Genomic DNA, 23,303 nt, shown 5'->3' with positions numbered 1-23,303 from the left:
CCGGGCTGCCCGGTACGGGCCCCTGGTGAGGGGCCGCTCCCTATGCTGTGTGCTGCTGCTGGGCGCGGGGAGGGAGCGACCGGGTGACGCTGGTGGAGGGGGATCCGCGGTCCGTCGGCGGGTACCTGCTGGAGGGCAGGCTGGGCACGGGCGGGATGGGGGTCGTCTACCTGGCCAGGTCGGTGTCGGGGAGGGCGCTGGCGGTCAAGGTGGTCCGTCCCGAGTTCGCCGAGGACGCCGGCTTCCGGGACCGGTTCCGGCGCGAGGTGGCGGCCGCGCGGCGGGTCAGCGGGGCGTTCACGGCGCCCGTGGTCGACGCCGACGCCGACGCGGAACAGCCGTGGCTGGCCACCCTGTTCGTATCGGGACCGGCGCTGTCGCGGCGGGTCGCGGAGCGGGGGCCGCTGCCGGCGGAGGAGGTCCTGGGGCTGAGCGCGGGTCTGGTGGAGGCGCTGCGCGACATCCACCGGGCCGGGCTGGTCCACCGCGACCTGAAGCCGGGCAATGTGCTGCTGGCGGAGGACGGGCCGCGCGTCATCGACTTCGGGATCGCCCGGGCCGCCGACACCGAGCGGCTGACCAGGACCGGGACGATGGTCGGCACGCCCGCCTTCATGGCCCCCGAGCAGTTCCGTGCGGGCGCCGTCGGCCCGGCGTGCGACGTCTTCGCGCTGGGTTCCGTCCTGGTGTACGCGGCGACCGGCCACGGCCCGTTCGACGGCGACAGCTCGCACGCGATCGGGTTCCGTGTGGTGTACGAGGAGCCGGACCTGACCGGGCTGCCGGAGGAACTGCACGCCTTCGTGGCGCCGTGCCTGGCCAAGGACGCGCAGGAGCGCCCCTCGGTGGAGGAGCTGCTGGCCTTCCTGACGCTGGCCCGCGCCGGGGGATCCGGGCCGGACCCGGAACCCGCCCCGCCGGAGCCGGAGGAGCCGGAGCCCGACGAGCCGGAGCCCGACGAGCCCGGGTCCGGGCCCGGTCCGGAGCGCTCCCCCACCCTGGCCGACCGCCCCCGGGACACCGCCACACGGGTCATCCGCCCGGTGCCGCGCCCCGGGGCGTTCGGGCCGCCACCGGTGGACCAGGCGGGGCCCACCGGTCCGGTTCCGGCGCCGCGCGGGCGGGCCCGCGGCAGACGGGTGGCCCTGGCGACCGGCGCCGTGCTGGTCGCCGCGTCGCTCGCGGTGGGCATCCCCCTCCTCGTCGACCGCGACGGCTCGGGCGGCAAGGACGGGGACGGCGCGGCGGCGCAGGGCCCCTCGGGGAAGCGGAGAGCGTCCTCCGGGGAAGCGTCCTTCTCCTGCCCGGGGGCCGGGGACGCCCTCGCGGGCGGCGGGGCGAGCGCCGTGAGCGGGGCTGTGGACGCGTGGACTGCCGGCTTCCAGGCCGCCTGCCCCGGCTCCACGGTCTCGTACCAGCCGACGGGCTCGGGTGCGGGAACGATGGCGTTCCTGCAGGGGACGGCGGACTTCGCGCTCTCCGACGTGCCGCTGGCGACCGGGGAGGTCCTGCAGTCCGGGAAGCTCTGCACGGGCGGCGGCAAGGCCGTCGACCTGCCGTTGCTGGCCACGCCGGTGGCGGTCGTCTACCACCTGCCGGGGGTGGACGGGCTGGTGCTGGACCCGCCGACGCTGGCGAAGGTCTTCGACGGGCGGATCACCCGCTGGAACGACCCGGCGATCGCGGTGCTCAATCCGGACGTCGCCCTGCCGTCCCGGGCGATCACGGCCGTCCACCGGGCCGACGCCACCACCAGCACGAGGACGTTCACCGGGTACCTGCGGGAGGCGGCGCCGGACGCGTGGCCGTACGAGGCGGCGTCCGACTGGCCGGGGAGCGCAGCAGAGGGCGTGGCCGGCGCGGACGGTGTGGCCGCGCGGGTCGCGCAGGAACCGGGCGCGATCGGCTATCTGGACTTCGCCTCGGCCGGAGGGCTCGACGCGGTACGGCTGGACACCGGGGCGGCCGAGCCGGTGGCGGCCGCCGTCACCACCGCCACGCGCGCCCTGGCCACCGCGCGGACGGCGGGGAGCGGCGGCGGCCTGGCGCTCGACCTGGCCGGCACGGGCGCGGCCCCCGGCGCCTACCCGATCACCCGGGTCGGCTACGCCGTGGTCTGCGACAAGGGCAACGAGCCCGCCTCCCTGGAGACGTTGAAGGCGTTCCTGCTGTACGCGGTCAGCGGTCCGGGGCAGACCGCCGCCGAACGCCAGGGTCACGCCCGGCTGCCGGCGGCGCTCGCCGCGAAGGTGCGGGACGCGGTACGAGCGCTGGGCTGAGCAGCCGGAGGCCGCCGGGGTTGTCGTACGCGCTGGTGGCGGTTGGCGTCGGCGCCTTCGCTGCGGGTGCGGCACCGCTGTCGGGGTTCGGCTCCGGCCGCCTCGACCACGGGCTCGGCGGCTGTTCACGGCGGGCTTCGGGCCTCGTGGCGCTGTGCGTGGGAGCGGGGGCGGTCTCACGCCGGCCCGGTCGCCGCGCCGTGGTCCGCGACGTGAGGAGGGAACGCGCCCGCGTGCCGCGCCGCGCACGTGCGGCCCCGTGGGGGATGGCGACACCCGGGCACATGTGGTTAGGTTAGGCAAACCTAACCTAGCTCTTGCGGAGATCCGGATGCGCAGCAAGACCACCACCCCCCTCGCTCCCGCCCGGCCGACCCACGCCGAACGCATCCGGTCCGTCCTCGCCTCGGCCCACTCCATGACCGTGGTCACCGACCGGGAGCGCACGGAGGTCACCCGGCTGACCGCGCGGGCGCTCGCCGGCCACGTCCATCTGCACCCCCTCGAGACGGCCTTCGGCCCCGAGAGCACCCCGATCTCGCTGGAGTTCACCGACGTCGCCCCCACCCCGGTACGGGACCGGGTGCGGGCCCGCGTGACCGTCACCGGCTGGACGGCCGCGCCGTACCGGGCGGACGCCCCGGACAGCCAGTGCGTGCAGTTCGTGCACGCGAGGCTGGAGACGGCGGAGGGCACCGCCTCCGTGGGCCTGGCCGAGCTGACGACGGCGGAGGCGGACCCGCTGGCGACGGCCGAGGCGGGGATGCTGACGCACCTGGTGGACGACCACGCGGAGCTGGTGCCGCTGCTCCTGCGGCTGGTGCAGCCCGCCCCCGCCCCCGGCGCGCGGCAGGTCCTGCCCGTGGCCGTGGACCGTTACGGGATCACGCTGCGCGTGGAGTACGCGAACGGCCACACCGACGCCCGCCTGCCCTTCCCGTCCCGCCTGCAGAACGCGGACCAGGCGGGGAGCCAGATCCAGGCGCTGCTCAACAGCGCCCGCCGCGCGTCGCACCGGGGACGGCTGTTCGCCGGCTGGTGACCAGGGGCCGCGGACGCCGCCCCTCCGTGGCCCCGGCCCCCGTCACACCCCTCTGTCACATTGGAGGCGACCGGTTCGTCAGTGCGCCGAGGGAAGCCGGCGGAACGCGACGAGGGAATGGAACCGATGGACGACAAGGAGTTCCTGGCGGAGCGGTTCGAGGAGAACCGGGCGCACCTGCGGGCGGTGGCGTACCGCATGCTGGGGTCGCTGGCCGAGGCGGACGACGCCGTGCAGGAGGCGTGGCTGCGGCTGAACCGGGCCGGGGCGGACGGGATCGGGAACCTGGGCGGCTGGCTGACGACCGTGGTGGGCCGGGTGTGCCTGGACATGCTGCGCTCGCGGACCTCCCGGGGCGAGTCGTCGCTGGACGACGTACGGGTGCCCGATCCGGTGGTGAGCCGGGAGGACGCGGCCGGCGACCCGGAACAGGCGGCGCTGCTGGCGGACTCGGTGGGGCTGGCGCTGCTGGTCGTGCTGGAGACGCTGTCGCCCGCCGAGCGGCTCGTCTTCGTGCTGCACGACATGTTCGCGGTGCCCTTCGAGGCGATCGCCCCGATGGTCGGGCGCACGCCGGCGGCGGCGCGGCAGCTGGCCAGCCGGGCGCGGCGCCGGGTGCAGGGGGCCGCACCGGCGCCGGACGCGGACCTCGGCCGGCAGCGGGAGGTGGTCGGCGCGTTCCTGGCGGCGTCACGCGCGGGCGACTTCGAGGCACTGGTGGCGGTGCTCCATCCGGACGTCGTGCTGCGCGCGGACACCGGCGCCGCCTTCCCGGGGGCGACCCGGGAGGTGCGCGGCGCGCGGACGGTCGCGAGCCAGGCGCTCTCCTTCCGGCGGACTGCCCTGCACGCACGGCCGGCACTGGTCAACGGGGCGCCGGGGGTGGTCGCCGTGGCGGAGGGCCGGGTGGTGTCGGTCATGGGCTTCACGATCGTGGACGGGCTCGTCGTCGAGCTGGACATCCTGGCCGATCCCGAGCGGCTGGCCGGGCTCGACCTGGCCGCGTTCGGCGAATAGCTCATTTGTTCGATTGAGGGGTTACCCTGGACGCATGACCGCACCGCTCCAGGGATCGCTCTTCGACCAGACCGACGAGTTGCTGCTCGGTCCGCTGGACGGCCTCCGGCGGACCGGGCTCGGCAGCGGCGCGTGGGTCGACCTGCTGCCCGGGTGGCTGCAGGGGGCCGACGCCCTGTTCGAGGAACTGGCCGGCTCGGTCCCGTGGCGGGCCGAACGACGGCAGATGTACGAGCGGGAGGTGGACGTACCCCGGCTGCTGGCCTTCTACGGGGAGGGTGAGCGGCTGCCGCACCCCGTCCTCGACGAGGCCCGGGCCGCGCTCGACGCCCATTACGCGGACGAGCTCGGCGAGCCCTTCGTCACGGCGGGGCTCTGCTTCTACCGGGACGGCCGGGACAGCGTCGCCTGGCACGGGGACCGGACGGGACGGTCGGCGACCCAGGACACGATGGTGGCGATCCTGTCCGTCGGCGACCCGCGCGACCTGGCGCTGCGGCCCCGCGGCGGGGGCGCGGCCTCGATGCGGCTGCCGCTCGGGCACGGCGACCTCGTGGTGATGGGCGGCTCCTGCCAGCGGACGTGGGAGCACGCGATCCCCAAGAGCACGCGCGCCGTGGGACCGCGGATCAGCGTCCAGTTCCGCACGCGCGGCGTCCGCTGACCCCCGCCCCGCACCCCGGTGCCGTATCCGTACAACCTTTCGCCCACGGCCGTGGGTCAACGTCTGCGAGCCCCGGGAGCGGGGTCCAGGGGATGACGGGGAGGGGCCATGGGGCGGGGACGGACGGCGCGGCGCGCCGGGAGAGCGGTGGCGGTCGCGGTCGTGATGGGCGCGGTCGTGCCGACGGCCGTCGTGGGAACCGGTGCGGGGAGCGCCGCGGCGGCGGCACCGGCGGTGGTGTGCACCTCGGGCAAGGCGGGGCTCGCGGCGAAGCTGCGCACCGACATCACCAACGCGCTGCGCGGCAGGACGGCGACGGTGGCCCTGTCGCTGCGGGACCGCAGGACGAAGACGGTGTGCACGCTCCGTGCGGACCAGCGGTTCGACTCGGCGAGCACCGTGAAGGTGACGGTGCTGGCCACTCTGCTGTGGGACAACAAGAAGCACAACCGCTACCTGACGGCGCGTGAAGTGAAGCTGGCCACGGCGATGATCACCAAGTCGGACAACGCGGCGACCACGCAGCTGTGGCGGCAGCTGGGGGTGGCCAAGGTGAAGGGCTTCCTGAAGGCCGCGGGCATGACCCGCACCGTGCCGGGGAGCAACGGCTACTGGGGGCTCACGCAGATCACGGCGAAGGACGAGCAGCGGCTGCTCGACCTGGTGACGGCGAAGAACGCGGTGCTGAGCGACAACTCCCGGGCGTACGTCCTGAAGCTGATGAACAAGGTGGTCGGCACGCAGCGCTGGGGCACCCCCGCCGGCGCCCCGCGCGGGGTGACGGTCCACGTGAAGAACGGCTGGCTGCCGCGCGCCACCCACGGCTGGCGGGTGCACAGCCTCGGCGCGTTCACCGGTTCGGGGCACGACTACTCCCTCACGGTGCTGACGCAGGACAACCGCACCATGAACACCGGGGTCGCCACGATCGAGGCGGTCGCCCGCGTCGTCCACCGGGACCTCAACCCGGCGGCCACCGCCGCGGGGACGCAGTCGACGACGCGTACGCCGCAGGAGGCGATCCCCGCCGTCCCGCCCGGCACGTAGCAGACCGGAACCGACGGCACGACAGGCGCCCCCGCGGGGGCGCCTGTCGGCGTTCGCGCAGGCGGTACCGGACAGGTGTAGTCCTCACCGGATGTGCCCGGCCCGTCGCGCAGCGCGGCGGGAGCCCTCCCGCACAGCGGAATGAAAGGTTCCACACCGGGAATCGGGATGTCTTGTGAGGCGGCTGTGGAGACCGGAATCCTGCCTTGCCGGTCACGGAACGGCCTCGGAATACTCGACGGCGTTGCTTGGCGTGGACACGCATTCTTTTCGGGATGTGACGCCTTGGACCGCAAATTCCTCCGGGTTGGCGGTAGTTGAGCCGGCCCATCCCCCCACGTGGAGGTACAGGACTTGAAGCATCGTCGAATATCCGGGCGGAAGGCCGTGCTCGCGGGCAGCGGGGCGGCGGCCGTGCTGGCGGCACTGATCGTGCTGCCCCAGGCCAACGCGGCGCCGAGCCCGGCGCCCGCCCCCAAGAGCCTCACGCCCGCGGCCGCGGTGACCCTGGCCGCGCACCTCACCTCGCAGCTCGGCACCGAGGACACCGCGGGGTCGTACTACGACGCCGGCAGCGACCGGCTCGTCGTCAACGTGCTCGACGCCGCGGCCGCCGACACCGTGCGCGCGGCGGGCGCCGTGCCGAAGACGGTCGCCAACACCATGGCCGAACTGCGCTCCGCCACGCGCACCCTGGGCCTGGAGGCCCGTATCCCCGGCACGGCCTGGTCCGTCGACCCGCGGACCAACCAGGTGGTCGTGACGGCCGACCGAACCGTGTCGGCGGCCGGGATGGCGCGGCTCGGCAAGGCGGTCGACGGCCTCGGCGCCGGGACCGCCCGGATTCACAAGTCGAAGGGCGAGTTCACGCCCTTCATCGCCGGCGGCGACGCCATCTTCGGCTCCGGCGCGCGCTGTTCGCTCGGCTTCAACGTCGTCAAGGACGGACAGCCGTACTTCCTCACCGCGGGTCACTGCGGCGTGGACATCAAGAGCTGGTCGGACAGCTCCGGCGGACAGGAGATCGGCTCGGTCGAGGCCGCGACGTTCCCGGGCCACGACTACGCGCTGGTGAAGTACACCGGCACCGGTGTCGACCACCCCAGCGCGGTCGACCTCTACAACGGCTCGACGCAGGAGATCACGTCGGCGGCCACGCCGACCGTCGGCCAGGCCGTGCGGCGCAGCGGCAGCACCACCCAGGTGCACGACGGCACGGTCACCGGGCTCGACGCGACCGTCAACTACCAGGAGGGCTCGGTCTCCGGGCTGATCCAGACCGACGTCTGCGCCGAGCCCGGCGACAGCGGCGGCGCCCTCTTCTCCGGCAGCACCGCGCTCGGCCTGACCTCCGGCGGCAGCGGCGACTGCACCGGCGGCGGGGAGACGTTCTTCCAGCCGGTGACGGACGCGCTGGAGGTGTACGGGGCCGAGATCGGCTGACCCTCGCGGCGCCACGGCGCAGCGGCGGCGCCGGACACCCCTCCCCGGGACCGGGAGGGGGTCCGGCGCCGCCGCCGTCCGCGTGGGGACGGGGCGGGAACGGGCGGGAACGGGCCGGTCAGCCCTGCCGGCCGGGGCGGAACTCGCGTACGGCGCGAGCCTGACGGGCGAGGGCGAGCAGCAGGCCGTCCTCGGTCCACACGGCGCTGTCCTCCACGGCCCAGCCACCGCCCGCGTGTTCGGTGCGGCTGCGGACCAGGACCCAGCCCTGCGCGGGCGCGGCGTCCAGGACGTCGGTGAAGTGCACGGTCAATTCGGCCGTCGGCACGGGGCGGGGCTCGGTCCAGACCGCGAACAGCGCGGGCGGCAGGGCGTCGGCGAGGACGACCAGCGCCTGCGGGTCCAGCGGCCGCCCGTCGGCGAACCGCATCCAGGCGAGGAGTTCCGCGCGCTCCCCGCCGGCCAGGGGGCGCGCGTCGCCAGCCGGGCGGATCTCCAGGTGGGCGGCGAACGCCGCCAGCGAACGCGGCAGGGTGAGCGGCGGGCAGGCGCCGGGCGCGGGGACGGCGGGCGCGGGCGTGCCGGTGTGGGCGGGGCCGGGTTCGCTCCGTCCGAACACGGCGGTGCCGGTGAGCGCGGCGGCACCGTCCTGCAGGGCGGTGACGGAGGACACGGACGTACGGCGCCCCTCGCGCAGGGTGGTCGCCGCCAGGCGCAGCGGGCGCTCGTCGACGGGGGCCAGGAAGTGCGCGCCGAGCGTGCGGACCGGGAGGCCCTCCCCCGTCCGCGCGGCCAGGTCGTCGCGCATGGCGGTCAGCGCGAGGGCCGCGACGTAGCCTCCCTGCGCCCCGTTCCAGGACCACCAGGAGCGGTCGACGCGGACGGTGCCGGTGGTGTCCTCGGTATCCGTGTCCGTGATCGAGGCGGGCATGACGTCCCCCTGGGAATGTGGGTTCGCTGTCCGCTCCACGGTAATCCAGTGAGTTGGATATTCAAATCAACTCGGCGGGAAGCCCGGCGGGTGACGGGGGCGGTCCGCACGGACACGGACGGCGACCAGAGGTGAGCGACCCGCAGCGGCGTCCGGCGGCGGTCACGTGGCCGGTTCCGGGACGCCGGTGGCGACAGGGCGTTCAGTGCGGCGTCGCCCGCGAGGGGACGTCGTGGTGCTGGTGCCCGCCCGTCGCGAGCATGCGGACCTCCCCCCGGTCGCTGATCTCCGCCTGGACGATGCCGGTGTCGTCGCTGTACACCGGGTGCCCCCCGGCACCCTTGCGCTCGGTGCGCTTGACGACCACGGTGTCGCCGGAGACGGGGAAGGTCAGATCGTAGGTTTCGGCATGACTCATGAGGGGAACCTCCTGTCTCCGCCCATATGACGATTTATGCCCAGAGAATCCCTGGCCAATGACACCGGTCATGACGTCCGCTGTGGCGCCGGGTCGACCCCCTGGGAGAGCATGGAGCGGTGTCGATCATCAAGGGGGAACGCATGGCGCACCTCACCCACCTCGCCGCTCCGGAGGGTGTCCCGCCGGGCACCGGTTACAGCCACGTCGTGTGGGGCGAGGGCCGGTTCGTCGCCGTCTCGGGCCAGATCGCGGTGGACGAGCGGGGTGAGCTCGTCGGACCGGGCGACCCGGCGGCGCAGGCGCGCCAGGTCTTCGGCAACCTCGACCGCTGCCTCACGGCCGCCGGGGCGGGCTGGGGCGACGTGGTCAAGCTGACCTTCTTCGTCACCGACGTCGCCTTCCTGCCCGCGGTCCGCGAGGCGCGCGACGCCTACGTCGACACCGAGCGGCCCCCGGCCAGCTCGGCGGTGCAGGTGGCCGCACTCATCCGGCCCGAACTGCTGCTGGAGGTCGAGGCGTTCGCGATCGTCCCGGCCGCGTCCACGGCCCCGGCGGCCCGGCCGTGACCCTGGTCCCGGAGCGGTTCAGCGTGACGGCGGCGGCCCGGCGCCTGCCCCCGCCGGGGCCCGGCGAACCGCCGCGGCTGTGCCTGGTGGACACGGCGGCGAACGCGGCCGCCGCCGTCCACCTCGCGCCCGGGCTGCTGGACCGGGAGGAGCGCGAGCGGGCCACGGCCTTCCACTTCGACCGCGACCGCACCAGCTACGTCACCGCGCACGTGGCGCTGCGCCTGCTGCTGGCGGCGTACCTGGGGACCCCGCCCGGCAAGGTGCCGCTGACCCGGGAGACCTGCCCGTCCTGCGGCGGCCCGCACGGCCGGCCCGCGGTCGAGGGCGGTACGCCGCACTTCTCGCTCTCGCACTCCCGGGAGCTGACGCTGGTGGCCTTCGCCGCGACCCCGGTGGGGGTGGACGTGGAGGCGCTGCCCGGCCAGGAGGCCGTCGACGGCGTGTGGCGCTCGCTGCACCCGGCGGAGGTCGACGAGCTGGGCGGGCTTCCGCCGGCGGAACGCCGCGAGGCCTTCGCGCGGGCGTGGGCACGCAAGGAGGCGTACCTGAAGGGCCTGGGGACGGGCCTGGCCAGGGACCCGTCCGAGGACTACGTGGGCTCCGGACCCGCCCCCGCCGCGGGCCCCGAGGGCTGGTCGCTCTCCGACGTCGCCGTCGGGGACGGCCACCGCGCGGCCGTCGCCGTACGGCTGGGCTAGGCCGTGTCGTCAAAGGAGCGCCGGCCGCCCGGAGGGCGGGCCCAGCGGCGTCTGGTGCGGTGCATCGTAAGGCGGAGAGTCGTCCTCGTAGTGGGCTACTCGGACGATTCGACAACGCAGCGAGGTGCCGTGCCAGGCGCCGCTGGGCAGGCGGGACTTTGACGACACGGCCTAGCTGTATTGACCCGCAGCGTTGTTGACGCGGCTGATTGGGGGCTTGCCTCCGAGTGCGGTGTGGCAGCGATGGTGGTTGTAGGTGTGGAGGAAGTCTGCCAGGGCTTTGGTGCGCTCTGCGTTTGAGGTGTAGGGCCGTAGGTAGGCCCATTCTTCGAGCAGGGTGCGGTTGAAGCGTTCGACCTTGCCGTTCGTCTGTGGCCGGTAGGGCCGGGTGCGTTTGTGGGTGATTCCGGCCGCGACGAGGGTGTCTCGCCAGGCCTTGGATTTGTAGCAGGAGCCGTTGTCGGTCAGGACACGCTCGACGGTGATCCCGTGGGCGGTGAAGAAGACTTGCGCCCGTTGCCAGAAGGCGATGGCGGTGTCCTTGCGCTCGTCGGGCAGGACCTCGCTGTAGGCCAGGCGGGAGTGGTCGTCGATGGCGGAATGGATGTAGCTGTAGCCGATCACCGGCGTGCAGTTCTGCCGCTGGGTGGTGGTGGCTTGCCGGTTTCGGTCTCCCGCGGCCCTGCCCACGGTGCGCCAGCCGCCTCCGTCTGGGATGTTGCCCAGTTTCTTGATGTCGACATGGACCAGCTCGCCCGGCCGGGCCCGTTCATAGCGGCGGATCGGCTCGCCGGTGGGTCGGTCGATCCAGGCCAGCCGGTGCAGGCCGTGCCGGGTCAGGATCCGGTGAACTGTCGAGGCCGGCATCCCGAGGATCGGCCCGATCCGTGCCGGGCCGAGCTTACGAGTGGTCCGCAGGTGACAGACCCGGGCCTCCATGGCGGCCGGTGTGCGGTGGGGGACGGTGTGTGGCCTGCTCGTACGGTCGTGCAGGCCGGCGTCGCCCTCGGCCCGCCAGCGGCGGACCCACTTGTGCGCCGTGGCGCGCGAGATGCCCATCTCCGCCGCGACATGAGCGACCGGGCGACCCGCGCAGACACGCTCGACCAGTAGCCGCCTGCCGTGCACGGTCAGGCGGGCATTACGGTGGGACACGAAGACCTCCGGTGCGGTGCAGTCCTAGACAGCTCCACCACACCGGAGGTCTTCGCCGTGATCAAGACCCAGCAGGTGTCAACAACGCTCGTGGTCAATACACCTAGCGCGCGTACTCCTCGGCGAGGAAGCGCATGGTCTGGTCGACGAAGACCCGCATCTCGCGGGAGAGGTTCTTGCCCCGCCGCCAGGCGATCTGGGTGTGCACCTCGAAGGGCACCGGCCACGGGAGGGTCACCAGCGTGCCGGCCTCCAGCGCGTCGGCGACGGTGGCGGTCGGCAGCAGGCTGATGCCGAGCCCCGCCGCGACCCCGCGCTTGATGGATTCGATGGTCCCGAACTCCAGGAAGGGCAGCGACTCGCCCGTACCGTCGTTGAGTTCGGCCTCGAACAGCTCGCGGTAGGCGCAGCCGGCCTCGGCGGAGATCACCTGGACCTGCCGCAGGTCGTCGGTGGTGATCTTGTGCGCCCGGGTGAGCGGATGGTCGGGTGCGGCGACCACGGTCAGCGGCTCGGAGCCCAGGACCTCGGTCTGAACGCCGGGGTGCTGGGTCTCGGCCTCCATCAGGAAGCCCATGTCGAACATGCCCTGGCGCAGCGCGTGGCAGGTCTCGGCGCACAGGCTGGGCCGCAGCACGATGTGCAGGGCCGGGTAGCGGTGGTGGAAGAACTCCAGTAACGGGGGCATCCGGTAGGAGGTGATGCTCTCCATCGAACCGATCGTCAGCACTCCCGAGGGCTCCTCGGAACCCAGCGTCGCGCCGCGCGCCTCGCCGGCGAGGGAGAGCATCTGCTCGGCGTACGGCAGCAGCCGCTGGCCGGCCTCGGTGAGCTGGATACGGCCCCCGAGACGGTCGAAGAGGTCGACGCCGAGCGACATCTCCAGGCCCTTGATCTGGGCCGTGACGCTGGATTGCGCGTACTTCAGTTCCGTCGCCGCCCGGGTGAAGCTGAGCAGCGTCGCCACCTTGTGGAACGTCGCCAGCTGCCGAATGTCCATTGACCCCTCCCGTGGTTCGGCTCGCGCCGGATCAATACTCCCTCCACAGGAAATCAAGCCGCCGGTGCCGGGCGCCAGAACTCCGGGTTGTCTGATCGAGGACAACGCCCGTCAGCATTCGGACACATCGCCTCCGGCGGGATCGGGGGGAACGGCATCGCCGTCGGGGATCAATCCCTGGCGGCCGATCAGCAATCCCGCCTGGAATCTGCTGGTGGCGCCGAGTTCCTCCATGATTACGGATATGTGGCGACGGCATGTACGGGTCGCCATCCCGAGGCGGCGGGCGATCACCTCGTCCTTCAATCCCATGGCCATCAGCCGCAGAATTGACAACCGCAGGTCCTCCGTGACCTGCTGGTATTCGGCGGTCCGGCCGACGTCGAAGGGCTGGCTGCCCTGCCATATGGACTCGAACGAGCGGCAGAGATAGGCGACGAGCGTGGGATCGGAGACAATCGCCGCACCCGGCGGTTCCTTTCCCTTCCGTTCCTTCGGAATGAACGCCAGTCTGCGGTCGTAGATGATCAGCCGCTCGGAGAGCTCCTCGGCGGTACGGACCTCGGCGCCGCCCTCGCAGATCTGCCGCACGTAGGTGCGGGTGGCGAGGCTGGTGCGGGCGGTGTGCTGGTAGAGCGTGCGGATGCGGATTCCACGGCGCCGCATCTCCAGGGTCTGCACCAGGTCCTGTTCGAGCAGTTCGGCGCTGCGACCGCCGCCGGGCTGCAGGCTCATCCGCTCCTCGCTGCAGCGGCGCCGCGCCAGGTCGATCTCCCTGCGCACTTCCTCGAAGTCGTCCAGCACCCTGACCGGCACGTCGTCGGGGGCGGCCCGGTCGCTCGTGCGGTAGACGGCGGACAGCGCCCGCAACTGCCGGTGGATCGCGGCGATCTCCTGCCGGCGGTGGGCGATGGACAGCTCGAGCGGTGTCACCAGTTCCGCTTCCGCGACGTCAGGGTCGAGCGCCACGACGGAGCGGCCGGAGCCGATGCGGCCGAGCAGCCGCAGCTCCTCCAGGGTCTTGCGGGCCTCGGCGACCAGGTCGACGCCGACGCCCAGCTCGGCGGCGATCTCCTCATCCCTGAAGGCACCGTCTCGCAAAGCGCATTCGTACGCATCAACAGCAAGGTCGTCCAACAGGCGATGCTCGTCCACCGATCACCCACCCCATGCCCGATTTGCCGCTATCCACTTGTTGCCGCTCCATCATAGGACACTTCCGGCGGCTCGAACTCGATCTCCGCGACTGACACCTTGTTCTCGTGCCCACAAAGGGCGCGACAGACAAGCGATGTGGGGGGATCCACGATGGTGAACACTCGTCATTTACTTGCCCGGGGCTTCTCGGTGATCGTCCTGGCGGCCGGAGTTGTTTACTCCGCCACCCCGGCGGCCCCGGTCGTTTCCGGCGGCAACGGGCCGCGGAACGTCACGCTGGCGGATGACAAGTGGGACGTGGCTCCGATCGGTGGCGCCGACACGCATTCGGCCGACGGCCACCAGGCCTGATTCGTCACGGAATTGGTTGAAGGAGAAATCATGTCGTCGAATGACCCCATGACCGCACCTACCGGTGCCCCGGAAGAGGAATCCGGCACTCTGCACTGGCCGGGGCGGCACCGCTAGCCGCCCGCCGCCGGCCGCGGCCCGGCCCGGGGCCCGCGGCTCAGTGGTGCACGCGGCGGTCGCCCGGGGTCACCCGGTACCTGATGTCCCACAGGTTGCGCCGTACGTACGTGCGCTGGAGCCAGCGGTCCCGGCCGTCGTAGCGGGCGGTGAACTCCGAGCGGGCGTGCACGCCCTTGCGGTTGTTGACCAGCAGGGCCGTGCCCGGCTCCAGCCGTACGGCGTGCGCGGTCGCGCGGCAGGCCTCGTGCAGCAGTTCCAGGGCCGCGGCGGCCCCCCGGGTCAGGGGGCGCACACCGTTGGCGGAGACGGCGATCCCGGGGAAGTCCCGGGAGCCGCTGACGATCGGCACCGGGTCCGACAGGACCTCGGCACCGCCCGCGACATCGCGGGTGTAGCTGCCCGGCGCGTTGAGCCGGAACAGCGGACTGCGCAGCGCCTCCAGCGCCCCGTCCGCCAGCTGCCCGCAGATGTCGCGGGCGTCCGCGTAGTAGGTGGCCGCCGTGCCGGAGGGGTCGCCGCGCAGGCAGTTGAGGACCAGGAAGTCCGGGTTGGCGACGTCCCAGCGCCCGGCCGGGTCGTGGGTGATGTCGCTGTGGAAGTTGAGGAAGACGGCCGAGCCCTGGTTGGTCTGGGTGCTCTCCCCGCCGGGGACGGGGACCACGTCGTGGATCAGCCGCCCCTCCTTCTCGGTGAGCACGCCGACGGGCTCGCCCAGCAGCCCGGACAGGCCCAGCAGCACGCCCTCGGCGACGAAGCCGCGCTTGGCGGTGCTGGGCCCGCCGTCCACCGGGGTGGGCGGCAGGTCCCGGTCCACGGGCAGGTTGCGCACCAGCGCGACGCCCGGGGTGTCGATGTGCCGGCCGAAGTCCAGCACCTGCTGGAGCAGTTCCGTGGGCAGCGCGGCGAAGACCCGGTGGTAGCGGGTCATGGCCCGGTCGATGTCCGGCGCCGGGTCGGGGAGCGCCGCGAGCCGCTCCCCGATGTCGTCCCGTACCGCGTCGGGCAGTTCCAGCTCGGCGAAGGTCGCCTTCACGGCTCACACTCCTACAAGGCGGGCGTCGGGGGCACCGGGGACGGCCGGGAAGTCCAGCCGGTCGTGCAGCCGCTGCGCGAGGTGCAGGGCGTCCTCGCCGCTCTCGGCGATGTGGGTGGTGACCTTGCTGCCGCGCACCTCCGCGACCGGCACCCCCACGTGCCGGCCCGGGGTGACGCCCTGCCGCAGCTGGACGGCCTCCAGGTCGACGTACCCGCCGATGACGGCCACCCGGGACTCCTGGGTGAGCCGTACGGTGTCGATGCCGGCGACGTGGAAGGCGTTGTGCGCGGCGTCGGCGCGGGCGTCGTCGGGGAAGTCCAGCACCACCGAGCGCCGGTTGAGGACGACGGCGGCCAGCTGGTTGCCGACCGCGCTGATCCGGGTGCCCGAGGAGTACGGGGCCCGGTTGTAGCGCAGCACGATCTCGATGCGGTGCCGCAGCGCGAGCTGGACGGCGCGGCGGTGCAGCACCTTCGCCCCGTACAGCGACATCAGGGCGGCCATGTTGTACGAGACCTGCGGCAGCATCCGGGCCCCGGTGACCAGGTGCGGGTCGGAGGTGTAGATGCCGTCGACGTCGGAGTGGATCTCGCAGACGTGGCTCTCCACGGCGCGGGCGACCGCCAGCGCCGACAGGTCGGAGCTGTTCTTGCCCAGCCAGGTGGGCCGTCCCTGGCCGTCCACGGCCTGGCCGCCGGGGACGACCACGACCTCGTGCCGGTCGAGCGCCCTCCTCAGGGGGCCGGGGTCGGTGCTCACCACCCGGGCCCACAGGAAGGAGGAGTTGGTGACCAGGCCGACCTGGTGCCCGGCGAGCACGGTGGCGCTGCGGCCCGCCTTGTGCAGGGCGCTGGCCAGCAGGTGGGCGCTGACCAGGTCCCCGGTGGCGAGCATGCCCGCGGCGGTGGCGTCCTCGGGGCGCAGGTTGACCTCGTGCAGCCGGCCGCGCAGCCCCTCGGTCTCGCCCTGCATCGCGCTGACCACGACCGCCAGCGGCCGCCCCTCGCGGCGGATGCGCTCGTCCAGCCCGGCGGCGAGGTCGTGGTAGGCGGCGTGCGTGCGGAAGGTGGAGCCGCCGAACTTCAGCACCGCCGGGGCCTTCATCGCGCGCCTCCGCCCAGGAAGCCGCGGGTCAGCGCGTACTCGGCGATCTGGACGGCGTTCAGGGCCGCGCCCACCCGCAGGTTGTCCGAGACCAGCCACATCCAAAAGCCCCGCGGGTTGTGCGGGGCGACCCGGATCCGCCCCACGTGGACGTGGTCGGGGTGCCCGGCGGTGAGCGGGGTGGGGAAGCCGCCCGGGTGCTCCCGGTCGTGGACGGTGACCTCGGGCAGCGCGGCGAGCAGCGCGACGAGTTCCTCGCGGTCCACCGGCGCCCCCGCCTCGACCCACACCGCCTCGGAGTGGGAGTTGACCACCGGCACCCGTACGCAGGTGGCGGTCAGGTCCAGGTGCGGGAGCCCGAGGATCTTGCGCGACTCCTGGAGCATCTTCTGCTCCTCCAGGGTGAAGCCGCCGTCCAGCAGCCGGTCGATGGAGGGGACGACGTTGAAGGCGAGGGCGGGCCGGAAGCGCTCGGAGGGCAGGTCCGCGTCCGGGTCGCGCAGCGCGACCTCGCTGCCCTCCAGCAGTTCCTCGATGCCCTGGTGGCCCTGGCCGGAGGCGGCCTGGTACGTGCTGACCACCACCTGCCGGACCCCCCAGCGCCGCTGCACCGGCAGCAGCGTGCGGACCAGCGGGATGGTGGAGCAGTTGGGGTTGGCGACGATCCCGCCGGCCGGCCGCCGGTGCAGCTCGCCGGCGTTGACCTGCGGCACCACGAGCGGGGTGTCGGGGTCCATGCGGAAGGCGTTGGTGTTGTCGATCACCAGCGCGCCCTGGGCGACGGCGGTCTTGGCCCACTTGTCGCTGACCGACGTGCCGGCCGAGAAGAACGCGATGTCGGCCCGGCCGAAGTCGAAGTCCTCCAGGGCGGAGACCTCGCACGCGCGCCCGTCGACCGCCACGTGGCGGCCCGCGCTGCGCGCCGAGGCGACGAGGTGGATCTCGCGGTAGCGCAGTCCGCGCTCCTCGATCAGCTCGATGAGGGTGCTGCCCACGGCCCCCGTCGCGCCGACGATGGCGATGCGCGGGGCGGCGGGATCGGTAACGAGGGTCATCGGGGATCTCCGATCTGGACGAGCCCGGCTGCGGGTGCCGTGGCTTCCGGTTCGGTGCCGTCGGCCGTGGCGGGGCGGCGGCCCCGCCACGGCAGCAGCGGCCAGCCGAGGTTGACGCCGAGTCCGGCGGCGGCGATCAGCGGCACTCCGAGGGCCTGCAGCGGCCCGACGCGGTGGCCGTAGACGGCGAGGTCCACCAGGATCGCCACGGCCGGGTAGACGAACGACAGCACGGCGATGCGGTCGGTGGACAGCTTCCGGTACGAGGAGTAGAGCAGGACGTACATCAGGCAGGTGTGGATCACGCCGAGGCCCACCAGCCAGCCCCAGCGCGCCCCGAGGCCCGCGGTCTCGCCGAGCCGGGCGAAGGGCAGCAGCAGCGGGATGCCCACCAGCACCTGGATCAGCGCGGTCAGTTGCGGGCGGACGGTGGTGAGCCGCTTGGCGATCACCGTGGCGAAGGCGTACAGCAGGGCGGCAAGCAGCGCTTCGGCGACGCCGAGCGGGTACCCGTCCCCGCCGGGACCGGCGCCGGGAAGTCCGGCGACGAGCAGCACCCCGGCGAAGGCCAGCAGGATCCAGCCGGCGCGGTGCCGGTCGAGCCGTTCGCGGAACAGCGCGACGCCCAGCAGCACCACGTAGAAGGGCTGGGTGTGGTAGACGACGGTGGCCACCGAGATCGAGGTGCGGTGGTACGCGTCGAAGAGCAGCACCCAGTTGAGGACGATGAACACCCCGCCGAGCGCGGCGAGCGCGAAGCTGCGGCGGGTCAGCCCGGTGTTCCTCAGGTGGCCCCGCAGCAGGCAGTAGGCGGCCAGCGCCACCGCCCCGAAGACGCAGCGGAAGAGCACCACGGTGGAGGAGGAGACCCCGGACTCCAGGACGAAGACGCCCAGGGTGCCGGAGAGCCCCATGGCCGCGGTGAGTTCGAGGGCGCCTGCGCGCCCGTGTGCTGCGGGTGTGGTGTCAGTGGTCATGCGCCCTCGGCTCCTTCCGCGGCGGACGGGGGGTCAGTGCAGGGGGACGGCGTAGTGCAGCCCTCCCCGGGTCCACAGTTCGTTGGGGCCGCGCGGCACGTCGAGGCCGGAGGCGGCGCCCAGGTTGCGCTCGTACACGTCGGCGTAGCTGCCGACGGCGGTCAGCACGCGGGCGGCCCACCGCTCGTCGAGCCCGACCGCGGGGCCGTGCGGGCCGGCCTGCGCGGCGGCCTGCGCCACGCCCTCGTGCTCGGCGGCGGGCAGCAGCTGCAGCACCCAGCGGACCAGCCGGAACCAGTGCGGGTCGGTGTCGCGGACGGCGGCGGCCATCGGCTCCCGGGAGATCGAGACCGGCAGGAGGCGGTGTGCTTCGGGGTCCGGCAGCCCGGCGCGGGCGCCGGCCAGGGCGATGCGGTCCAGGACGTACGCGGCGCAGTCGCCGGAGGCGTACGCGGCCAGCGCCTCGGCGGGGTCGTGGAAGCCGACGGGGACGGTGGTCAGGCCCCGCGGGCCGTACCACGCGGCCAGGTTGACCGGGGTGGTGCAGCCGGTGTGGACGGCGAGCCGCCGCCCCGCGAGGCGGGCCGGGTCGTCGATGCCGTCGGCGGCCCGCACCAGGAAGCCCTCGCCGTCGTAGGCGGTGATCCCGGCGAAGAGCACCGGGTGGGCGGCCTCCCGGCCCAGCGTCCAGGTCAGGTTGCACACCGTCAGGTCGGCCTCGTCCGCGGCGAGCACGCGGAGCCGGTCGGCGGCGCGCACCGGGCGCCAGTCGACGGCCTCCGGGTCGTGGAGGACGGCCGCCGCCACGGCGCGGGCGATGTCGGTGTCCAGCCCGGTCCAGCGGCCGTCGCCGGTGCGCAGGGACAGCCCGCGGATGCCCTGGGAGACGGCGGCGCGCAGGGCGCCCCGGGCGCGGACGGCGTCCAGGGTGCCGGTCCTCGCGCGCGGGGGGGCGGTCACGAGGCGTACCCGGGGAGCGGGCGCGCGGCGCCGGTGAGGTCCTCGCGGTCGTAGTGGCGTTCGTTGAAGGAGAGCATCTCGCCCAGGCCGCGTGCGGTGACCGGGGCGACGGGCGCCGCCGGGCCGTCCGTCCGGCCGGCGCTCACCGGCATCGCGCCGGCCTCGGTCCAGCGGAGCATGCCGTAGGGGTCGACGGCGGCGCGGGCGCGGTCGGCGTTGTCCGGGTGCAGGCAGTACGGCACGTCGAGGACGCCGCGGGCGAAGGCCGCCACGAGGGCGTCGCCGACGGTGTCCCCGAGGGCGAGGGCGGCGTCGACGAGCGTCCTGGCCTCCTCGTACAGGCCGGTGGCGGTGGGCCCCGGCCCGGTGGAGGCGCCGGCGGCGGCCGATTCCGCGACGGCGTGCGCGAACTCCAGGGCCTCGACGTTCTCCTCGACGGTGGGGATGCGGTGGGACTCGGCGGGGGTCTTGACCACCAGCCGCTCCGCGCCGCCGCGCACCGCGAGCCGGACGCTGTGCTCCAGCAGCCGGTAGGAGCCGATCGGGGTGCGCGGGAAGACGCCCATGAAGGTGTAGAGCACGAGGTGCCGGTCGGTGTCCGCCAGCCGTTCCGCGGCCAGCCGGCGCAGCGCGGCCAGGGCCTCCAGGTCCTGGCCGGGGTGGACCTGCTGGGCGTAGCTGAGCGAGATGCCGGTCAGCCCGTGCTCGCGGAAGAACATCCCCTCCAGCACGCTGAGCGCCACCAGCAGCGACGGCGGGCACAACTGGCCGAGCATGCAGCCGCCGAAGGTCTCCAGGTGCGGGGGCACCGGCAGCCCGGCCAGGAGTTCGCAGGCCGCCCGCCACTCGCGGACCGCCTCGGCGAGCGGGGTGCGGCTGTAGGGCAGGCAGTACGAGACGGGGCCGCCCTCGGTGGCGTCGATCCCGGCCTCGGCCATGACGCGGAACAGGCGCAGCGGCAGGGCGGTGCCGTGCCGGAGCTGCACGGGGAACTCCCGCGCGGCCGTCCCGGCCAGCAATTCCCGCACGGCCACGGGCCCGTGGGCGAGCAGCGGGAAGCCGTTGAGGTCGGCGGCGCGGTCGCGCAGGGCGCGGCGGGCGGCGGCGTAGTCGTGGCAGCGGGTGTAGCTGTCGAGGGTGATGGTGCCGACCGAGGTGGCGCGGGCCTCGCGCACGGCACGCAACCCCGCCCGCATCCGGTCGAGTTCGCCGAAGCCCATGCGCGGCTGGACGACCAGTCGCCCGGCCGCGCGGGCCCGGCGGACGAACGCGGAGAAGCGGTCGGGGCTGTGCGGCATCAGGCCACCTCCGCCAGGGCGGGCGGGGTGCGCAGCGCCCGCAGGTACGTGCCGAAGCGGGCGAGCGCGCCGCCGCCGGTGTCGTCGCCGTCGGCGAAGACGGCGTCGTAGCCGGCGGCGGTCAGACGGGCGGCGAGGCGGGCGTCGTCGCGTCCGTGGACGCCGAGCTTGCCGCCGATCACGACGGGGAGGGCGGCGAGGGCGGGATCGGCGCGCAGGGCGCGGATCAGACGCAGGCCGTCGAGGTGACCGTGCCCGTTGACGGTGCCGATGACCAGCAGGTCCGGGCGGAGCGCGCGGCAGGCGCCGGCGATCTCCGCGTCGGGGGTGAGGCTGCCGAGGTTGGACACCTCGTGGCCGTGCTCCTCCAGCAGCAACTGCAGGAACACCAGGTTCCACATGTGCGCGTCGGAGGAGACACCGGAAACAATGATCCGCCTCCGGGAGGCGGCAGCCATGCCAGTCATTGATTCCCTCGGTAGGAATGTGGAGTGGGCCGGGGAAATCATCCGCGGCGCGCCGCCGGAGGGTCCAGCGGGGCCGGGTAGAAATACCCGAACGTCGCGATCAGGAATTTCTATCCCGCACTGTCCGGATCGTCCCCGTTCCCGAACAGGTCCAGCCTGGTTGCGGCCATGCCCAGTTGGAAGCGGGTCTCCACACCGAGCTTCTCGCACATCCCCGACAGGTAGCGGCGGAGCGTACGGGTGGAGATACCCAGCCGCCGGGAAATGAATTCATCCGACCTGCCGAGTTCCAGCTGGCGCAAAATGGCCACCTCGACGTCCTCGAAGACGTCGCCGTCGAAATCGCCGTCGACCGGTTTCGCGTGCTCCCAGATGTGGTCGAATATCACTTCGAGAAAGGCGACCACGGTCGGGTCGCGGAACAGCGCGGCGCCGCCGCCCTTTCCCGTGGACACCAGGGCCACGACCCCGTCCAGCAGGATCATCCGGCCGGGTATGACCGCCGCGGTGCGCAACTGGGCGCCCAGGTCGCCCAGTCGGGTCATGTGCCGCAGCGCCTCCCGCTGCCGGCGCGCGGTGTGCGGGACCACCGTCCGGTACCGCACGCCCCGGTCGAGCAGGTCGCGGTCCAGGTCGAGGGCGGCCCGCAGGGTCTGCGGGCCGCCGAGGGTGGGGTGGGCGGTGAGCACGCGGTCGCGGACCTGCGACGACAGATCGGCGAGCCGGTGCCGTACGGCGTCGCCGTCGGTGAGCAGTTCGGTGGTGGTGCCGGCCAGCCGCTGCCGCTGGTGGGCGTCGTACAGGGCACCGAGCGGGCCGAGGTCGCGCCGGGTGGTGTCGATCTGGCGCAGCAGCTGGTGCGCCTGGAGGCTGAGGGAGGCGGTGAGTTCGGCCGCGGCCAAGCCGGGCGAGACGACCTCGTAGCGGCAGGGACCGTCCGGATGCAGCAGCCGGTGCGCCATCAGCCGCTTGACCGACTCGTCGAAGTCGTCCGGAACCATTCCGAGTTCCGACGCGCACCGGTCGGCGTCCGGCGACACCTGCAGCAGGTGCCGGTAGACGCCGATGTCCTGGGTCGTGAGCTCCTGGTCCGACACGGCGGCTCCCCTCGGCTGGTCGTGCTGCTCACATGGCGAAGTGGCGCTCCAGGAAGTCGGTGGCCACGTCGCCCCGGCGGAACTCGGGGTGGCCGAGGATCTCCTGGTGCAGCGGGATCGTGGTGTGCACGCCGGGCCCGGAGACCTCGAACTCCGACAGCGCGCGCAGGGTGCGCTCGATGCAGCTGCCGCGGTCCGGGCCCCAGACGATCAGCTTCCCGATCATGGAGTCGTAGTACGGGCTGACGCGTGAGCCCGGGTCGTAGTCGGTGTCCACCCGGACCCACGGGCCGCCGGGGACGCGGTAGCGCTCCAGCAGTCCGGGCGTGGGGGCGAAGGCCCGGGCCGGGTCCTCGGCGTTGATGCGGCACTCGATGGCGTGCCCGCGGATCTCCACGTCCTCCTGCTTGACCGACAGCGGGCTGCCGGAGGCGACCCGCAACTGCTCGCCGACCAGGTCGACGCCGGTGACCAGCTCGGTGACCGGGTGCTCGACCTGGATCCGGGCGTTCATCTCCATGAACCAGAAGACGTCCTCGCCGCGGGCACCGTCCCCGCCGCCCTCCCCGCCGCCGGACTCCAGCAGGAACTCCACCGTGCCCGCGCCCCGGTAGCCCACCGCGCGGGCACCGGCCAGGGCCGCCGCGCCCAGCCGCTCCCGCAACTGCGGGGAGACCCCGGCCGAGGGGGACTCCTCGACGAGCTTTTGGTGACGGCGCTGCACCGAGCAGTCGCGCTCGCCCAGGTGCACGGCGCCGTCGAAGTCGTCGCAGACGACCTGGATCTCGATGTGCCGGGTCTTCTCCAGGTAGCGCTCCATGTAGACGGCGCTGTTCTTGAAGACGGCCTGCGCGCTGGCCCGGGTGGCGGTGTAGGCGTCCCTCAGGTCCTGCGGGCGCCGTACCACCGTGATGCCGCGGCCGCCCCCGCCCGCCGCGGCCTTGATGATGACCGGGTAGCCGATCGAGGCGGCGACGGCCTCGGCGGCCTCCACCGAGTCGACCGGCTCGATGGTGCCCGGCAGCAGCGGCAGTCCGGCCTCGGTCATCAGCCGGCGGGCGGTGGCCTTGTCGCCGACGTTCTCCATGACGTCCGGGGGCGGGCCGATGAAGGTGATGCCGTCGTCGGCGCAGATCTCGGCGAAGTACGGGTCCTCGGAGAGGAACCCGTAACCGGGGTGGATGGCCTCGGCACCGGTTTTGACGGCGGCGCCGATGATGTTGGGGATGTTGAGGTAGCTGCGGGCGGGCGCGCCCGGGCCGATGTGCACGGCCTCGTCCGCGGCCTTGACGAACCGGGCGTCGGCGTCCGGGGTGGAGTACACCGCCACCGTGCGCACGCCCAGGTCGCGGCAGGAGCGGATGATGCGCAGCGCGATCTCCCCGCGGTTGGCGACGAGCACCTTGTCGAACAC

The 23,303-nt window shown here is 73.4% G+C and carries 23 protein-coding genes; 9 read left to right on the top strand and 14 right to left on the bottom strand.

The window, feature by feature from the left end; translation table 11 throughout:
* Positions 1-83 precede the first annotated feature (83 nt).
* The 6 genes from pstS to AC1VWI_RS29360 all read left to right on the top strand — a co-directional run bounded on the left by pstS (position 84) and on the right by AC1VWI_RS29360 (position 7,492).
* A complete protein-coding gene (pstS, locus tag AC1VWI_RS29385) occupies positions 84-2,279 on the top strand; it encodes a phosphate ABC transporter substrate-binding protein PstS (protein WP_499514011.1) in 2,196 nt (731 codons plus the stop codon).
* A 331-nt stretch (positions 2,280-2,610) separates the two neighbouring features.
* Positions 2,611-3,321 (top strand): DUF2470 domain-containing protein, encoded by a 711-nt coding sequence (locus AC1VWI_RS29380; protein WP_499514010.1) that lies wholly within the window; start codon positions 2,611-2,613, stop codon positions 3,319-3,321.
* 126 nt (positions 3,322-3,447) lie between these two features.
* Positions 3,448-4,338: a sigma-70 family RNA polymerase sigma factor gene (locus AC1VWI_RS29375; protein WP_499514009.1), complete on the top strand. Its 891-nt coding sequence runs from the start codon at positions 3,448-3,450 to the stop codon at positions 4,336-4,338.
* Positions 4,339-4,372: 34 nt separating this feature from the next.
* Positions 4,373-5,002, top strand: coding sequence for an alpha-ketoglutarate-dependent dioxygenase AlkB (locus tag AC1VWI_RS29370; protein WP_499514008.1), 630 nt, complete (start codon positions 4,373-4,375; stop codon positions 5,000-5,002).
* A gap of 108 nt (positions 5,003-5,110) precedes the next feature.
* Positions 5,111-6,049: a serine hydrolase gene (locus AC1VWI_RS29365; protein ID WP_499514007.1), complete on the top strand. Its 939-nt coding sequence runs from the start codon at positions 5,111-5,113 to the stop codon at positions 6,047-6,049.
* Between the two features lie 354 nt (positions 6,050-6,403).
* Complete coding sequence (locus AC1VWI_RS29360; RefSeq protein WP_499514006.1) at positions 6,404-7,492, top strand: S1 family peptidase; 1,089 nt, start codon at positions 6,404-6,406, stop codon at positions 7,490-7,492.
* Between the two features lie 118 nt (positions 7,493-7,610).
* Here AC1VWI_RS29360 and AC1VWI_RS29355 read toward each other — a convergent pair whose 3' ends face one another.
* Positions 7,611-8,423 carry an acyl-CoA thioesterase gene (locus tag AC1VWI_RS29355; protein ID WP_499514005.1) on the bottom strand — a complete coding sequence of 271 codons (813 nt, stop codon included), beginning with the start codon at positions 8,421-8,423 and terminating at the stop codon, positions 7,611-7,613.
* Between the two features lie 202 nt (positions 8,424-8,625).
* On the bottom strand, positions 8,626-8,841 hold the full coding sequence (locus tag AC1VWI_RS29350; protein WP_499514004.1) for a DUF6296 family protein: 216 nt from the start codon (positions 8,839-8,841) through the stop codon (positions 8,626-8,628).
* Between the two features lie 143 nt (positions 8,842-8,984).
* Between AC1VWI_RS29350 and AC1VWI_RS29345 the strand changes: the two genes are divergently transcribed.
* Positions 8,985-9,410, top strand: coding sequence for a RidA family protein (locus tag AC1VWI_RS29345; protein WP_499516946.1), 426 nt, complete (start codon positions 8,985-8,987; stop codon positions 9,408-9,410).
* Positions 9,407-10,111: a 4'-phosphopantetheinyl transferase family protein gene (locus tag AC1VWI_RS29340; RefSeq protein WP_499514003.1), complete on the top strand. Its 705-nt coding sequence runs from the start codon at positions 9,407-9,409 to the stop codon at positions 10,109-10,111. Before AC1VWI_RS29345 ends, AC1VWI_RS29340 begins: the two co-directional genes overlap by 4 nt.
* A gap of 171 nt (positions 10,112-10,282) precedes the next feature.
* On the opposite strand, the gene AC1VWI_RS29335 is transcribed toward AC1VWI_RS29340, so the two are convergent.
* The 3 genes from AC1VWI_RS29335 to AC1VWI_RS29325 form a co-directional block, all read right to left on the bottom strand.
* A complete protein-coding gene (locus AC1VWI_RS29335) occupies positions 10,283-11,266 on the bottom strand; it encodes an IS481 family transposase (RefSeq protein ID WP_499514002.1) in 984 nt (327 codons plus the stop codon).
* A 103-nt stretch (positions 11,267-11,369) separates the two neighbouring features.
* A complete protein-coding gene (locus AC1VWI_RS29330; RefSeq protein WP_499514001.1) occupies positions 11,370-12,266 on the bottom strand; it encodes a LysR family transcriptional regulator in 897 nt (298 codons plus the stop codon).
* Between the two features lie 111 nt (positions 12,267-12,377).
* Positions 12,378-13,421 carry a helix-turn-helix transcriptional regulator gene (locus AC1VWI_RS29325; RefSeq protein ID WP_499514000.1) on the bottom strand — a complete coding sequence of 348 codons (1,044 nt, stop codon included), beginning with the start codon at positions 13,419-13,421 and terminating at the stop codon, positions 12,378-12,380.
* 153 nt (positions 13,422-13,574) lie between these two features.
* On the opposite strand from AC1VWI_RS29325, the gene AC1VWI_RS29320 reads away from it, so the two are divergent.
* Complete coding sequence (locus tag AC1VWI_RS29320) at positions 13,575-13,775, top strand: hypothetical protein (RefSeq protein ID WP_499513999.1); 201 nt, start codon at positions 13,575-13,577, stop codon at positions 13,773-13,775.
* 157 nt (positions 13,776-13,932) lie between these two features.
* On the opposite strand, the gene AC1VWI_RS29315 is transcribed toward AC1VWI_RS29320, so the two are convergent.
* The 9 genes from AC1VWI_RS29315 to AC1VWI_RS29275 all read right to left on the bottom strand — a co-directional run bounded on the left by AC1VWI_RS29315 (position 13,933) and on the right by AC1VWI_RS29275 (position 23,303).
* Positions 13,933-14,928 (bottom strand): TauD/TfdA family dioxygenase, encoded by a 996-nt coding sequence (locus tag AC1VWI_RS29315; protein WP_499513998.1) that lies wholly within the window; start codon positions 14,926-14,928, stop codon positions 13,933-13,935.
* Positions 14,929-14,931: 3 nt separating this feature from the next.
* A complete protein-coding gene (locus AC1VWI_RS29310; RefSeq protein ID WP_499513997.1) occupies positions 14,932-16,035 on the bottom strand; it encodes an amino acid kinase family protein in 1,104 nt (367 codons plus the stop codon).
* Entirely contained in the window at positions 16,032-17,090 is a 1,059-nt protein-coding gene (locus AC1VWI_RS29305; protein WP_499513996.1) for an aspartate-semialdehyde dehydrogenase, read from the bottom strand. Before AC1VWI_RS29305 ends, AC1VWI_RS29310 begins: the two co-directional genes overlap by 4 nt.
* Complete coding sequence (locus AC1VWI_RS29300; protein ID WP_499513995.1) at positions 17,087-18,067, bottom strand: DMT family transporter; 981 nt, start codon at positions 18,065-18,067, stop codon at positions 17,087-17,089. Before AC1VWI_RS29300 ends, AC1VWI_RS29305 begins: the two co-directional genes overlap by 4 nt.
* Positions 18,068-18,100: 33 nt before the next feature.
* Complete coding sequence (locus AC1VWI_RS29295) at positions 18,101-19,027, bottom strand: amino acid ABC transporter substrate-binding protein (protein ID WP_499513994.1); 927 nt, start codon at positions 19,025-19,027, stop codon at positions 18,101-18,103.
* Complete coding sequence (locus AC1VWI_RS29290) at positions 19,024-20,325, bottom strand: methylaspartate mutase (protein WP_499513993.1); 1,302 nt, start codon at positions 20,323-20,325, stop codon at positions 19,024-19,026. Before AC1VWI_RS29290 ends, AC1VWI_RS29295 begins: the two co-directional genes overlap by 4 nt.
* Positions 20,325-20,783, bottom strand: a complete 459-nt coding sequence (locus AC1VWI_RS29285; protein ID WP_499513992.1) for a cobalamin B12-binding domain-containing protein — start codon at positions 20,781-20,783, stop codon at positions 20,325-20,327. Before AC1VWI_RS29285 ends, AC1VWI_RS29290 begins: the two co-directional genes overlap by 1 nt.
* 119 nt (positions 20,784-20,902) lie before the next feature.
* On the bottom strand, positions 20,903-21,889 hold the full coding sequence (locus AC1VWI_RS29280; protein WP_499513991.1) for a helix-turn-helix transcriptional regulator: 987 nt from the start codon (positions 21,887-21,889) through the stop codon (positions 20,903-20,905).
* A gap of 28 nt (positions 21,890-21,917) precedes the next feature.
* Entirely contained in the window at positions 21,918-23,303 is a 1,386-nt protein-coding gene (locus AC1VWI_RS29275; RefSeq protein WP_499513990.1) for an acetyl-CoA carboxylase biotin carboxylase subunit, read from the bottom strand.

It is taken from the genome of Streptomyces sp. TOM-9 (genome assembly GCF_056858595.1).
The sequence above is the reverse complement of the archived record's forward strand: the minus strand, read 5'-3'. Positions and strand labels throughout refer to the sequence as shown.